Below are 13,334 nucleotides of genomic sequence, written 5' to 3' on the forward strand. Positions count from 1 at the left end.
ACACGCGTTGATCAGTGCGAGCCCGCCCAAGCCGCATAACCCGCTACGTAGAACTAAGCCGCTCACCGCTCCGATCGCAGCGCCCCACGACCTGCCCGGCGCGACCGACGTCAAGCTCGACGAGAGCCTCAAGATCTTCGCCGGCATTGTGGCCGCGATCCACGCCGTCGATCGGCTCCGCGGTCTGGCCGGCCTACCATCGACCGTCTAGGGCCGTCAAAGCACCCGACTCACTTGCCGCTTCATCGCCGAAGCGGTTCTTCGGCCGCTTGCCCGCGAACGCCTGCGTACTAAGCTGCTCCGCAACTTTTGGAAATCGGGGTTGGTGTGACGACGAGGCAGCAAGTCGATTGGCTCACGATGGCGGGGTGGGGCATGCTGCTGATGCCCTTGCTGACGATGTGGCACGAGATCGGTGGCCACGCCGCTGCCTGCGTACTGCAGGGCGGCAAGACCGGTGCGGTCGGCGCCTTCTACGTCCAATGCGACGGGTTAGACCGCTGGCCGGACGCTCTCGTCGCCGTGGCCGGCGTCCTGGTCAATGTCGCGCTGTCGCTAAGCGCGCTCCTCCTGTGGCGGCGAGCGCGAGAGGACCATGCCCGCCTCGTGCTCTGGTTGATCTGGCTCGGAGAGGCGTTCATCGCGGCGGGATATCTGTGCTTCTCTGGCGTCACCGGCGTCGGCGATCTCGGTACCGCGCCGGGCGGCTCGCTGTCCTGGCTGCCGATGCCGCGCGCTTGGCGGATGGGTGAGATCGTCGTTGGTGTCTTAGCCTACATCCTTCTGGTGAGAGCAGGCATCCGCGCGCTCAGCGATATGCTCGGCTCGGGGGCAGAGACGAGGCCCGCCCGTCGCAGGATCGCACATTCCTTCTATCTGGCATCTGGGTTGGGCGCGGCTTTGGTCGGCCTGCTCAACCCGGTCGGATGGTTCATCACGATCATGTCCGCCGCAGCTTCCAGCTTCGGAGGGCTGGCCGGCTTCATCTCCGTCGGTTTCGCGGCTCGAGGGTCCGATGCGCCGAAGACGTTCGTCATCCAACGCAGTTGGACGGTGATCGCCACCGGCGCGCTTACGCTTCTCCTCTTCGCGGTGGTTTTTGGTCCCCGATGAGCTCCGAGATGGGCCTTCTGTCACTTCGGGAGCCACGCGAGATATCAGCGCATCCTTGTCTTGCCTGACCTGTCATCCGGAGGCGTGTCTCACACGGCGCAGAGTGGAGGTAGCCCGCTGTCGCCGGCTGACGCCTCGCTATCCATGATGAACGAGGCGCGGAAATCGGGAGGGTCGGCTCGGCGCGCTGAATGACCGGTCATGGTTTCTCGGCACGAGGGAAGGGCCGCTACCGACAGGGCGCGAACAATCGCGCACACATCTCCTGCCGCGACGCGAATAGCGCCGTGACCCGCCATCTCTCTATCGGGGCTAGTGGCTGACTCTCCTATCAGCGATCCCGTTCTTGGCGCTTCCGATCTGCCTTGCGAGCTCGACTGACCGCGGCGGCATGCTCTCGCGCACGCTTCTCAGATGGCTTCTCATAGTGGCGGCGCAGCTTCATCTCACGGTAGATCCCCTCGCGCTGGAGCTTCTTTTTCAACGCGCGGAGTGCCTGGTCGACGTTGTTGTCCCGGACGGTGATCAGCATACGGACTCTTTCAAGCTATGATCGGCAATGTTCGTGTCGGGCGTTACTGCCGGACTGAGCGGCCGCCAAGAGGGAGCGACAGGTTGCCGAGCACGTCGTCACCTGTTCGAACGTTCGGCGGTCAACCGGCCGAGCCGGGCTCCGACATGCCGCGATGGACCTGTGCGGCGACCTTATCCGGCAATGCATCAGCGATGGCGCCCATCACCTTGTTCTTGAGTGTAGGTACAACCTTGTCGTCACCCGCCATCAGCGCATCGAAGCCCGCCTTCGCGACCACCGCTGGATCATCCTTGCTGCCAGAGGCGCCCGCCTTCGTGTCCATCATCTCGGCGCGATTGAAGAAGTTGGTGTTGGTGACGCTCGGCATCAGCACGGTCACGGTCACGCCCGTATCTTTCAACTCGTTTCGCAGCGCCTCGCCGAACCAGCGCAGGAAGACCTTCGTGGCGCCGTATACCGCCTCGAAGGGATCGGGCATCGTCGCTGCGATGGACGAGGTGAACAAGACGCGGCCGGCATCGCGCGCAACCATGTCCTTCAGGACGAGCTTGGTGAGCTGCACGGCGCCGCGTACGTTGACGTCGATCATCTGAAGTTCGCGCGCGAGGTCCGTCTCTACGAAGGCGCCGCCGAGACCGAACCCGGCGTTGACGCAGAGCGCGTCGACGGGGCGACCGGTAGCCCGGACCGCCTCGTAGAAGGCCGTCACCGCATCCTCACGGCCGAGATCGCCCGCCCAGCTGGTCACCTCGCCCTGGCCAAGTGCCGCAAGGGTGCCCGCCGCATCTGCCGTGTGCGGATCATCCTCGCCGGCGATGAGTACGTCGAAGCCGTTGCCGAGAAACTGCTTGGCAAGCTCGAGGCCGATGCCGTTCGAGCCACCGGTCACGACGGCGAAGGGGCGGTCGGCGATGTCGTTCATAACGAATACCCTCAGGAGTCAGCGGACGGGCGCGAAGGAGAAGAGCTGCGTGCGTATCGACGCTGGCGCGCCGGGAGTGAACCAGTTCGTATCCTGGATATGGCTCGCGGTGACGTACATCCGTCCGTCCGGTCCTTCCGAGAAGGTATCCGGCCAGCGCAGGCGCCGGTCAGTCAGTACGGTCTCGACGGCTGAGCCGTTCAGTCGCTTGATCGAATAGTCGCTCGGCGAGGTCAGGTAGAGCACGCCGGCCTTGCTCATCCAGAGGCCGTCCGCGACATGCGTGTGCGCCACCGTCTTCACTGCGGCGGCGCGCTGCGGCTCGGCGATGTCGCTTGCGAGCAGGGCGGTGTCGATCGAGTAGAGGGTCCGGCCCGTCAGCGCCTGATAGAAGAGCGTCTTCCCGTCGGCGGAGATGGCAATGCCGTCGGCAGCGAACATCGGCTGGCGGCCATCGGGACGTCGCAGTGGCTTGCCGTCGAGCGTCACGGTGACGTTCTTATCGACCTGTGTCGACGGATGGCCGTCGAGCGTGCGCCAGCTGCGACCGCTCTCCAAATCCACGACGATCACCGCGCCGCGCGTCCCGCTGTCGGTGATGTAGCCAAGGCGAGCGTCGGGCGAGAAGCGGATGTCGTTCAAATAGGTGCCTTGCAGCGCGACGTCCTCAGGTATTGGGATGACCTTCGTGACGGAGTTCGTCGTCAGATCGATCCGCACGAGCTTGGGTGCCCCAGGCAGTATCTTCTCGTTCCCGGGTGCGCCGGGATCGAGCACCCACAGGTTCCCCCGGCCATCCGGCACGATCGACTGGACGCAGACGAAATGGTCTTCCACTGACAACTCGTTGGCGCGAGCGCTACGCCACTCGTTCCAGCGGTCGTCGGGGTACGGCTTGAGCTTACCGTCCTTCATGACCTCTGCGACCGAGACCGGCGCATCGTCCGTCCAGCGCGGGAAGTTTACGAAGCGACGGCCATCGGCCGCGACCGCCACCCCAGTCACCTGGTGGTCGAACTGTGCGACCTGCGTCAGGGGCGAAGCCGAACTGAGACGCTGGGCCTTCGCCACGCCCACGACGGCGGCGACGATGCCGCCAGCAGCGGCCAGGACGAGCAAAGGCTTGGCTTTTGACATGGACGTACTTTCCTCTTGCACTGTGACAATACTGAGATCGTGGTCGACCAAAGCTTTGTTCTTCTTTGTTGTCCTAGGCGCGAAGGCGCTCGAACTTCCGTGGCGACCTGCAACTCGCAAGCCACGATCAGCCTTACCTTCTTGTCGGCACGATCGTCTCCCAGCTCGCGCCGGGGACACCAGCGAACATCAGACAGTAAGCGTGAGGCCGGGCTACGTTCCGGTCGTTACGGTCGACCTTTCGCTGGATCAGGCAATCAGGCCGCAGCGCGGCCTCCGCTCGCTGGAAGGCTTAGTTCAACGTCTCTTCGGCCCTGATCGGTAGGTTTCGCAGGCGCGCGCCGGTGGCGTTGAAGACTGCATTGGCGACAGCCGCGGCAACACCGATAATGCCGAGCTCACCCAATCCCTTGACCATCTCAGCGTTCACCGTGGCGTCGGCGTCGTCCACCATGATGACGGTCTGTTCGGCGACGTCGGCCGATGTCGGAACTAGATACTCGGCGAGATCGCGGTTCAAGTAGACGCCCGTGCGTGGGTCCACTTCCGTCTTCTCCAGCAGCGCGGAGCTTAACCCCCATGCCATGCCGCCAAGATACTGACTGCGTGCGGAAATCGGATTGAGCACTCGCCCCGCGGCGAAGGCTCCGACATGGCGCGGCACTCGCACCTCGCCTGATGCTGCATGCACGCGAACCTCGACCATATGCGCGCCGAAGGCCCAAGCCAGCTTGCTCTCAGGGAGCGTCAGAAGTTTGATGTGGCCGGTACGCAGCGCACTTATAGCGTCAGGTTTCGCGCCCGCGGGCAGATAGTCCAAACTGATCTCGCGTGGCCGCTCGGGCTTGCGAAGCAGGCCCGCACAGGCTTTCGCCAACGCGTTCGCCAAGCTCGTTGTCGTGGATGAGCCACCCGAGATGCCGGCGGGTGGTAGAGCCGTGTCGCCAAGTACGACCGTGACGCGATCTAGCGGTACGCTGAGTCGCTCGGAAGCGATCGTGGCCAGCAGGGTGTACAGCCCGTTTCCGATCTCGTGGTGCGCGGTTTCGACGCGGACCTTCCCGTCGACATCCTGCACGACCCGGATCGAAGCCGGGCCGATCTTGACCGGGCGCGCCGCTGCCGCGCAGCCATAGCCGACCCACCAGCCATCTCGCAGCGTGGTTCGTGGCTCCGCGCGACGATCTGACCAGCCGAACGCGGCCGCCGCCGCGTCGAAGCAGCGCATCAGCGGGCGTGTCGTGAATGCCTTTCCTGTGACCGGATCAACGGCGGTGTCGTTGCGCCGTCGCAGCTCGAGCGGGTCCATCTCCAGCGCATGTGCGAGTTCGTCCATCGCGCTTTCCAACGCGAAGAGGAACGGCACCTCAGGCGGCGCGCGCATCGGACCGGGCGTGTTCCGATCCACCCGCCCGATCCGTTCCTCGGCCGTGACGGCGCCCGCCGCGTACAGCGCGGTGCTCACGTCGGTACCCTCCATCGCGAAATCGTCGAAGCGGGAGCTGACGGTCGCGGCCTCGTGCCCGACGCCGACCAGCCGACCTTCCGACGTCGCCCCGAGGCGGACGCGGTGCTCTGTCTCCGTACGATGGTTCGCCACCGTGAACTGATCCCGACGACTGACCTCGAGACGAACCGGTCGATGGAGCCGTCGCGCGGCCAGGGCGCAGATCGCGGTGTGCTGCGACAGGGCGAGCTTGGAGCCGAAATGGCCGCCGATGAAGCGGGACACGACGCGCACTTGGGCGGGAGCGATGCCGAGCTGTGCGGCGAGCCCGTGTTGCGCGGCGCCGAGGTAGCGCGTCGGCTCGTACACCGTGAGGCGGTCGCCCTCCCAGTGGCAAATGGTGCTTGGTAGTTCGATCGGGTTGTGATGCTGGATCGGGGTCGAGTAGTGCGCATCGATCTGCGCGGCGGCGCTGCCGAGCGCGGCCTCGAGGTCCCCTTTCCGGCGATCGTGATGCTCGGCGCTCACATCCGCCAGCCTCGCGGTCTCGCACCGCGGATCTCTCAGGGAAGCGACGGGTGACTGGCCGGCGTAGCTGAACCGGAGGGACGCGGCCGCCGCGACCGCGATCTCCTGCGATACGGCGACCACCATCGCGACGATCTGCCCGGCGTAGCGGATCTCGGGCGACGCGAGAGGACGCCAGCTGCTGTTCGCGTAACCGCCTTCCATCAGATGGCCGACTGGACCGATGGCGTCGCCGACGTCCTCGTGGGTCAGGATGAGGAGCACGCCTGGCATCGACACCGCATCGTCGCGCATGATCGAGGTCACACGTCCGCGGGCGATGGCGCTCACCGCGAGCGCGGCATAGGTCATGCCAGGGAGCGAGACGTCGCCCGGAAACTCGGCGAGTCCGCAGACCTTCTCCGGTCCGTCGACGCGCCTGAGCGGTTCACCGACCCGCGCGATCCCCGATGTCGTCGACGCGTCCGTCATGTCCGCCGCACCTCAGCACATTGTCCTGCTCGCTGGCGCCAACGTCCCATGGCAGGTGAACGCTTCGCGACGAGCATGCCGGTGAGTCTCAGGGCTGACCGGAACCGCCCGCTGCACCGTACACCTGGCCGTTCGCGTAGCTCGCGTCGGAGGCGGCCAACTGGACGTAGATGGAGCCAAGCTCGGCGGGCTGACCGGGACGACCGAGCGGAGTGCTCGCTCCGAACTGTTCCAGCTTCTCCATCGTCGCGCCGCCGGAGACCTGTAGCGGGGTCCAGATCGGCCCCGGCGCGACGCCGTTGACCCGGATGCCTTTCGCACCCAATTGCTTCGCCAGCGACTTGGTGAAGTTCATCATGGCGGCCTTCGTCATCGCATAGTCGACGAGGTTCTCGGATGGATCGTAGGCCTGCTCGGACGTCGTCTGGATGATGGCCGACCCGGGCTTGAGGTGCGGAAGCGCCGCCTTGGTGACATAGAACATGCCATACAAGTTGGTCTTCATGGTCGCGTCGAAATCCTCGTCGGTGAGTTCGAGCAGTGACTGTCGTTGTTGTTGCCGGCTGGCATTGTTGACCAGGATATCGAGACCTCCGAGCTGTTTCACGGCGGTGTCCACGAGCCTGGCGCAATACGCCCGATCTCTGAGGTCTCCGGGGATGGCGGCCGCTTTTCGGCCGGCCTGCCGGATCAACGCCACGACCTCACGCGCGTCGGGTTCCTCGGCAGGGAGGTAGGCGATCGCCACGTCCGCGCCCTCCCGAGCGAAGGCGATCGCCGCGGCCCGGCCCATGCCGGAATCGCCACCGGTTATGAGAGCTTTGCGGCCCTGGAGGCGGCCCGATCCCCTGTAGCTGGTCTCACCGTGATCGGGTCGCGGGTCCATCTTACTGGCGAGACCCGGGAAAGGTTGGGATTGCTTGGCGAAGGGCGGACGCGGATACCGAGTCCTTGGATCCGGCAGCGACTCTGCCGATGATGCCACGCCCGGTTGCTGAGCCGATCCCGCTGCTGCGGTCGCCGCCAATCCCACCGCTGCGCCGCCCACGACGGCGCGACGGCTCACTCCCGCTAGGTGGGACGCATCGTCTCCAGCTTCCTTGCTCATCTTATTTTCCTGTTTTCACGAGGTTGCCGCCCTAACAGGACAGCATCGACGCGAGTTCCCACTCTCGTGCGGTCCGCGGCCGCATCGATCCCGCCGACAGCAAGACCAAGCCGCCCTCATCGACGGCGTATCTGACGTCTCATGGTGAAGGAGGGCACCCTAATACCGGGAGATCACTCAAGAGCCCAGAACTGCACAGCCGACCGGGGTGGAGCCAATCTGATCACTAGACAGGCAAAATGCGGGCTCGCTAGAGCGTGGGAATGACCACCACCTTTTCTGAGCGAAGCGCGGAGGCGCGCGCGGATACGATCGCGCTCGCCGCCGAGTTGACGACCGCCTGGCTTACCAATCCGCACACGCGCGCAGGCTCGGCCGAGGTACTCGCTTTCCTGACCTCGATGCACGAGGCTGTGTCTGGTTTGTCGAGTCCTGCCCTGGCTGAAGGCGCCACGTCGGCGCTTGAGCACGTGCCGGCGGTGTCCGTGCGCAAGTCCCTCGCCGATCCCAACCGCATCATCAGCATGATCGACGGCAAGCCGTACGCCAGCTTGAAGCGCCATCTCGCCAGTCACGGACTCACGGCCGCTGAGTACCGAGAGCGTTTCAGCCTCAAGACCGATTACCCGATGGTGGCACCGGGCTATAGCGAGGGCCGTCGCGCGCTGGCCAAGCAGATCGGGCTGGGGCGAAAGGCTGCGAGCGCGGCGGAGAGTGTCGGCGCTGCCATCGAGCAGGTAGCCGAGGACGTCGTCGGCAACGTGGAGAAGGGCGGCAAAGCCGCACTCGGCGCCGCACGCAAGACGCTGGGTATCCGCACTTAGGCTCGCTTCGCAGTGGGCCTGGACGAGTTGGCAGCCGGGTAAACGACGGCCCGTCTGGTCAGACGTGGATCCCCCAAGATGTCGCGCACGGCCCGAAGCCGAGACCTGTTCCACCAACGCTGCCGGCGGTGCTCCGCGGCGTCGTGGATCGCCGATGCGCATAGCGCGTCGACGTCCGGTCCACGCTGAAGATGGTACAGGCCCGACGCTCGCTGTTGCCGAACAACTGCCGCGCATGCTCGACGGCCTTCCGCCGAGCGGCAGGCCTCACCAGTTTTTTCGCTGCCGCCTCCTTGAGGACGGCGTTGTCCAGCATCGCGTCCGACAGCGGCCGCTTCGGCCGGACATTCTCGACTACAAGCACCGTCAACTTGCGTGCTTGCGACCCGTCCATGCCGCCATAATTCGCCTTCCGGCGTAGAGCGTCGCGCTGCTGACGCCATGCTACCTACGAACAGCGGCGGTCTTCATCCCGCCCTCCTGCTCGCGCAGTACCGCGATGATATGCTCCTCGCTGGACCTTGTCTTCTTCACGTCCGTCCCCCGACGAAGGCGGACTCTAGCGCAAACTGGCGGAGTTTCGGGGGAGCATGTAATCGCGAGCAGGCCGAGGCACGGGACCAAATGGATGCGTTGCGAGGAGCGTTGGGGGCGATCAGGCGGCGTCGCGCCAGAACTGAGCAGCATGGCAGTGCCATCCGCATCCTCCACGAGCACATCCTGATCGCGGCTCACCGTCCCGCCCTCGTGGCAATGGAAGCAGCGGTAGCGGCGGCAGCTGATCAGAGGCTCCTGCTTGCGGGAGCTGGACGCGATCACCGGCCAGACGAGGTGCCAATCTATACGGCGTTGGTGAACGCCCTCCGTGCGGGCGACGAAGGTCGCGCGGAGAGGGAAATGTGGCGGCTGGTTGCGGAGACGCCGCCCGTCCAGCATGGCGGTCATATGTCGGCGAACGTGGAACGAGCGTCAGTTGAGGGGGAAGATAGTTGAAGATCGGGATTGATCGCCGCTCCTTGCTGTTGGCCGGCGTTATGACAGCGGGATGCTCCTCGCTGCCCCGCCGGGGCGGATCGCGCTCTGACCAGCGCGCGTTCGTTCGGCGAGAGGGCTCGCGCCTGATGCTGGGTGATCAGCCCTATCGCTTCGTGGGCGCCAACATGTGGTACGCGGCATATCTCGGGGCGGACGCCCCCTTCGGCGACCGGGCACGTCTCGGGCGCGAACTCGATGCGCTTGCGGCGATGGGCGTGCGCAACCTTCGCATCATGGCGTCGGCAGAGGAGGGGCCACTGCGCAACTCCATCAAGCCTGGCTTCCGCAATGCCACAGGCGTCTTCAATCAGACGCTGCTCAGTGGCCTCGATTACGCGTTGGTCGAGATGGGAAGGCGAGGCATCCGTGCTGTCCTGTGCCTGACGAACTTCTGGGAGTGGTCGGGCGGCATGATGACGTACCTGTCGTACGTCGATGGCGGTCGCTTCATCGACATGAACGATCCGGCGCACCCATGGCCTGCCTTCGCGAATGCCAACGCGAGCTTCTACGGAAGCGTGCGAGCCAACACGCTGTACCGCGACTGGATCAAGGCGCTTGTCACGCGCACAAACAAGATCACGGGGGTGGGATATCACGACGATCCGACGATCATGGCGTGGCAGCTTGCCAATGAGCCACGGCCCGCTGGCGATGTCGCGCACGCCGACCTGCCGGTCTTCTACCGGTGGGTTCGGGAGACCGCCCGCTTCATCAAGTCGTTGGATGCAAACCATCTCGTTTCTACCGGAAGCGAGGGACTCAAAGGTGCCTTGGAGCAGCCGGAGATCGTCCTTGCCGAGCACGCCCCTTCCGAAATCGACTACCTGACGGCTCATATCTGGCCGAACAACTGGACGTGGGTCGATCAGAACGATCTGCCCGGCACCTCCGCGCGCGGCGAGGCGCTGACCGCCGATTATGTAACCAAGCACATCGATTTGGCCACACGGCTTGGCAAGCCTCTCATCATCGAGGAGTTCGGCTACCCTCGGGATCGTGGTAGCAACGACCCGGCGGCATCGACAGAGTACAAGGATAGTTTCTATGGGCAGATCTACTCGTCGGCTCTGAAGAGCATGAGGGAGGGCGGCCCGATTGTCGGTACAAACTTCTGGGCTTGGAACGGGGAGGCTCGTGCCCAGCATCCCGACTACCGGTTCAAGGAAGGCGACCACCAGTACATGGGTGATCCGCCGCACGAGCCCCAAGGGTGGTACGGCGTCTTCCAAGGTGACAGCACCATCCGAACGATTGTCGACCATGCGAGGGCAGTGGCGAAGCTGCCGTAGCGCCACCTCGCCTCGCTCGAGCAGTCGCTCAGGCCATTGCTGGCAGTCGATCGAGGTGCTTGTCGAGGGTGAGCGGGTACTCCCGCACGCGCACACCAGTGGCGTTGTAGACGGCATTCGCGACCGCGGGCGCCACGCCGGTCAGACCTAGCTCGCCGACGCCCTTCGCCTTCACGGGCGAGACGGTCGGATCGACCTCGTCGATGAACCAGGCGTCGAGGTGGGGCACGTCGGCGTGCACCGGGACCTCGTAGCCGGCGAGGTCGTGATTGACGAAGAAGCCGAAGCGCCGATCGACCGTCATCTCCTCGGTGAGCGCCGCTCCGATTCCCATCACCATGCCACCGATCACCTGGCTGCGCGCGGTCTTGGCATTGAGGATCCGCCCTGCCGCGCAGACCGCCAGCATGCGCCGCACGCGCGCCTCGCCGGTATAGGCATTGACCGCAACCTCGGCGAAATGCGCCGCGAAGGTCTGCTGCTGATAGGCATCGGCCATCTTCTCGAAGGTCATGTGATCTTCGACGACGACGGGAGCGTCACGCGCCGCGTCGCCCAGCGGCACTGAGCGACCGCCGCTCACGACCTGTCCGCCCGCGAAGGCGACGTCGGGCGCGTTGAGGCCGAGCTTATTCGCCACCACCTCGCGCAGCGCCATGCAGGCGGCGTAAGTCCCGGCGGTCACGGACGGTGCACCCTGCTGGCCGCCCGAACCCGGCGTCTCGGGGAAGCTCGAATCGCCCAGCTTCACGACCACCTGATGCGGCGCGATCCCCATCACCTCGGCTGCGGTCTGCTGGACGACCGTGTAGCTGCCGGTGCCGATGTCGGTCATGTCGGTCTCGATGATGACGCGACCGTCGCGTTCGAGCCGCGCGCGTGCGCCAGCCTTGGCGATCTTGCCGGCGCGGATCGCGCCCGCCATGCCCATGCCGATCAGCCACTCGCCCTCGCGCTTCTGCGCCGGCTTGGGATCGCGCCTCGACCAGCCGAAGCGCTCGGCGCCCTCGCGCAGACAGCGGACGAACTGGCGAGTGGAGAACGGCTTGTTCGGATCCTCGGGATCGACCTGCGTATCGTTGACGATGCGCAGCTCGATCGGGTCCATGCCGAGCTTCTCGGCGAGCTCGTCCATCGCGACTTCGAGTGCCATCAGACCGGGTGCCTCGCCAGGGGCTCGCATCGCGTTACCCTCCGCCAGATCGAGCGTAGCAAGCCGCATCACGGTGAGGCGATTGGCCCCGGCATAGAGCGTTCGCGTCGACGCGACCGTCGGCTCGGTGCGCCCGCCCGGCAGGTTGCCCGACCAGCTCTCGTGCCCGATCGCCACGAGCCGCCCGTCGCGACCTGCGCCGAGACGCACACGCTGGATCGTCTTGGGTCGATGGATGGTCGTGTTGAACATCAGCGGGCGCTGGAGCGCGATCTTGACCGGTCTGCCGACTACACGTGCCGCGATCGCGGCGAGCGCGAGGTCGATCTGGACGGTGCCCTTGCCACCGAACCCGCCCCCGATGAACGGCGAGATCAGCCGGATACTCTCCTTCGGGATGCCGAGAATGGCGCCGAGATCGCGCGTGCCCCAGTTCATCTGCTGGATCGAGGTCCAGCAGGTGACCCGGTCGCCGTCCCACCGCGCGATCGTCGCGTGCGGCTCCATCATGCAATGTGCTTGGTCGGGAACCACGTAGGTCTCGTCGATCTTGACCGCGGCGCCGGCGAAGCCTGCGGCGAAATCACCGACCTGCTTCTCGTTCGGGCCGCCGAACTCGCCCTGCGGCGGGATGGGTGCCGATCCCTTCTGCGCTTCGAGGTCGAATCTACCCGCGGTACGATCGTAGGTGACCCGGATCTGCGCCGCCGCGGCACGGGCCTGCTCGAACGTTTCCGCCACCACGACCGCGACCGGCTGGTGGTAGTGATCGACCTCGGGCGCGGCGAGCATGCGATGCACGTAGAATTTGCCCACACCCGGCTTGCCCGCGTTCCGGTGGGTGACGACTCCGACGACACCGGGGGCGCGCTCTGCCGCGAGCGTGTCGAGCGTCGCGATGCGGCCTTTCGAAACCGCTGCACCCAGAATGTAGCCATAGGCGAAGTCCGGCGCGACATCGCGCCATTCATAGGCATAGGTCGCCGTGCCAGTGGTCTTGGCCGCAGCCTCGTAGCGGTCGAGCGGCTGCCCGAGCACCTTCATCTGGTCGGTCGGGTTCTTGCCTGCGGGAGCATCGAAGATCATGCGCGTGTTCCTTCGGCGATCGCAGCATGAAGCGTGCGCTCCGCGAGCGTGAGCTTGAAGCGGTTGTCCTCTGTCGGACGCGCGTCGGCGAAGGCGCGCCGCGTCACCGTCCCGGCGCCCTCGCGCAGCGCCGTCTCTGCGGCCCCGACACGCCACGGCTTGGGCGCGACGCCGCCGAAGGCGACGCGTCCACTACCGTCGGTTTGTATGACTGCGGCGACGGAGACGAGCGCGAAGGCGTAAGACGCACGGTCGCGCACCTTGCGATAGACGTGACGGCCGCCAATTGGCGGCGGCAGCGTCACCGCGGTGATGAGTTCACCCGGCTTCAGCTCCGTCTCCCGCTGCGGCGTCTCGCCCGGCAGGCGATGAAAATCGGCGATGGGGATCGATCTTGTGGTACCGTCGGCGCTGACCGTCTCCACCACCGCGTCGAGGACGCGCAACGCCACGGCCATGTCGCCCGGGTAGGTCGCGATACATGTCTCCGAGCCGCCGACAATGGCGAGCTGCCGGGCGTAGCCACCGATCGCGGCGCAGCCGTCGCCCGGCTTGCGCTTGTTGCACGCCATGTTGGTGTCATAGAAATACGGACAGCGCGTCCGCTGGAGCAGGTTGCCCGCGGTCGAGGCCTTGTTGCGCAGCTGCCCCGAGGCACCCGCCAGGATCGCGCGGCTGAGCAC

At 65.7% G+C, this 13,334-nt stretch carries 12 protein-coding genes; 4 read left to right on the forward strand and 8 right to left on the reverse strand.

Annotated features, from left to right (window positions below):
• The first annotated feature begins 7 nt into the window (after window positions 1-7).
• The gene (locus tag FHY05_RS16960) at window positions 8-211 is read left to right on the forward strand and encodes a hypothetical protein (protein WP_183945625.1); all 204 of its coding nucleotides are present in this window, start codon (window positions 8-10) and stop codon (window positions 209-211) included.
• A 164-nt stretch (window positions 212-375) separates the two neighbouring features.
• Entirely contained in the window at window positions 376-1,113 is a 738-nt protein-coding gene (locus FHY05_RS16965; RefSeq protein ID WP_183945626.1) for a hypothetical protein, read from the forward strand.
• Window positions 1,114-1,444: 331 nt separating this feature from the next.
• Here the strand turns inward: FHY05_RS16965 and rpsU are convergent, their stop codons facing one another.
• The 5 genes from rpsU to FHY05_RS16990 all read right to left on the reverse strand — a co-directional run bounded on the left by rpsU (window position 1,445) and on the right by FHY05_RS16990 (window position 7,261).
• Entirely contained in the window at window positions 1,445-1,645 is a 201-nt protein-coding gene (gene rpsU, locus FHY05_RS16970; protein WP_183945627.1) for a 30S ribosomal protein S21, read from the reverse strand.
• Window positions 1,646-1,766: 121 nt separating this feature from the next.
• Window positions 1,767-2,570: an SDR family oxidoreductase gene (locus FHY05_RS16975; protein WP_183945628.1), complete on the reverse strand. Its 804-nt coding sequence runs from the start codon at window positions 2,568-2,570 to the stop codon at window positions 1,767-1,769.
• An 18-nt stretch (window positions 2,571-2,588) separates the two neighbouring features.
• On the reverse strand, window positions 2,589-3,707 hold the full coding sequence (locus FHY05_RS16980) for an L-dopachrome tautomerase-related protein (protein ID WP_183945629.1): 1,119 nt from the start codon (window positions 3,705-3,707) through the stop codon (window positions 2,589-2,591).
• A gap of 292 nt (window positions 3,708-3,999) precedes the next feature.
• Window positions 4,000-6,153 (reverse strand): xanthine dehydrogenase family protein molybdopterin-binding subunit, encoded by a 2,154-nt coding sequence (locus tag FHY05_RS16985; protein WP_183945630.1) that lies wholly within the window; start codon window positions 6,151-6,153, stop codon window positions 4,000-4,002.
• An 88-nt stretch (window positions 6,154-6,241) separates the two neighbouring features.
• Window positions 6,242-7,261, reverse strand: a complete 1,020-nt coding sequence (locus FHY05_RS16990) for an SDR family oxidoreductase (RefSeq protein WP_183945631.1) — start codon at window positions 7,259-7,261, stop codon at window positions 6,242-6,244.
• Window positions 7,262-7,524: 263 nt separating this feature from the next.
• Between FHY05_RS16990 and FHY05_RS16995 the strand changes: the two genes are divergently transcribed.
• Complete coding sequence (locus FHY05_RS16995) at window positions 7,525-8,085, forward strand: MucR family transcriptional regulator (RefSeq protein WP_183945632.1); 561 nt, start codon at window positions 7,525-7,527, stop codon at window positions 8,083-8,085.
• Window positions 8,086-8,143: 58 nt separating this feature from the next.
• Here the strand turns inward: FHY05_RS16995 and FHY05_RS22895 are convergent, their stop codons facing one another.
• Complete coding sequence (locus tag FHY05_RS22895; RefSeq protein ID WP_183945633.1) at window positions 8,144-8,479, reverse strand: hypothetical protein; 336 nt, start codon at window positions 8,477-8,479, stop codon at window positions 8,144-8,146.
• A gap of 595 nt (window positions 8,480-9,074) precedes the next feature.
• Between FHY05_RS22895 and FHY05_RS17005 the strand changes: the two genes are divergently transcribed.
• A complete protein-coding gene (locus tag FHY05_RS17005) occupies window positions 9,075-10,412 on the forward strand; it encodes a cellulase family glycosylhydrolase (RefSeq protein ID WP_221191268.1) in 1,338 nt (445 codons plus the stop codon).
• 28 nt (window positions 10,413-10,440) lie between these two features.
• Here the strand turns inward: FHY05_RS17005 and paoC are convergent, their stop codons facing one another.
• A complete protein-coding gene (paoC, locus tag FHY05_RS17010; RefSeq protein ID WP_183945634.1) occupies window positions 10,441-12,651 on the reverse strand; it encodes an aldehyde oxidoreductase molybdenum-binding subunit PaoC in 2,211 nt (736 codons plus the stop codon).
• Window positions 12,648-13,334: xanthine dehydrogenase family protein subunit M (locus tag FHY05_RS17015; RefSeq protein ID WP_183945635.1), on the reverse strand; the 687-nt coding region annotated here is incomplete at its 5' end. The genes paoC and FHY05_RS17015, both read right to left, overlap by 4 nt.

Source organism: Sphingomonas sp. BK580, assembly GCF_014194975.1.
GTDB lineage: Bacteria > Pseudomonadota > Alphaproteobacteria > Sphingomonadales > Sphingomonadaceae > Sphingomonas.

Excerpts from the sequence above, each read along its gene's own strand:
- FHY05_RS16990 (WP_183945631.1), bottom strand. The coding sequence starts at position 7,261 with ATGAGCAAGGAAGCTGGAGACGATGCGTCCCACCTAGCGGGAGTGAGC.
- FHY05_RS16975 (WP_183945628.1), bottom strand. The coding sequence starts at position 2,570 with ATGAACGACATCGCCGACCGCCCCTTCGCCGTCGTGACCGGTGGCTCG.
- FHY05_RS16995 (WP_183945632.1), top strand. The coding sequence starts at position 7,525 with ATGACCACCACCTTTTCTGAGCGAAGCGCGGAGGCGCGCGCGGATACG.
- FHY05_RS22895 (WP_183945633.1), bottom strand. The coding sequence starts at position 8,479 with ATGGACGGGTCGCAAGCACGCAAGTTGACGGTGCTTGTAGTCGAGAAT.
- FHY05_RS16980 (WP_183945629.1), bottom strand. The coding sequence starts at position 3,707 with ATGTCAAAAGCCAAGCCTTTGCTCGTCCTGGCCGCTGCTGGCGGCATC.
- FHY05_RS16985 (WP_183945630.1), bottom strand. The coding sequence starts at position 6,153 with ATGACGGACGCGTCGACGACATCGGGGATCGCGCGGGTCGGTGAACCG.
- paoC (WP_183945634.1), bottom strand. The coding sequence starts at position 12,651 with ATGATCTTCGATGCTCCCGCAGGCAAGAACCCGACCGACCAGATGAAG.
- FHY05_RS16965 (WP_183945626.1), top strand. The coding sequence starts at position 376 with ATGCTGCTGATGCCCTTGCTGACGATGTGGCACGAGATCGGTGGCCAC.
- rpsU (WP_183945627.1), bottom strand. The coding sequence starts at position 1,645 with ATGCTGATCACCGTCCGGGACAACAACGTCGACCAGGCACTCCGCGCG.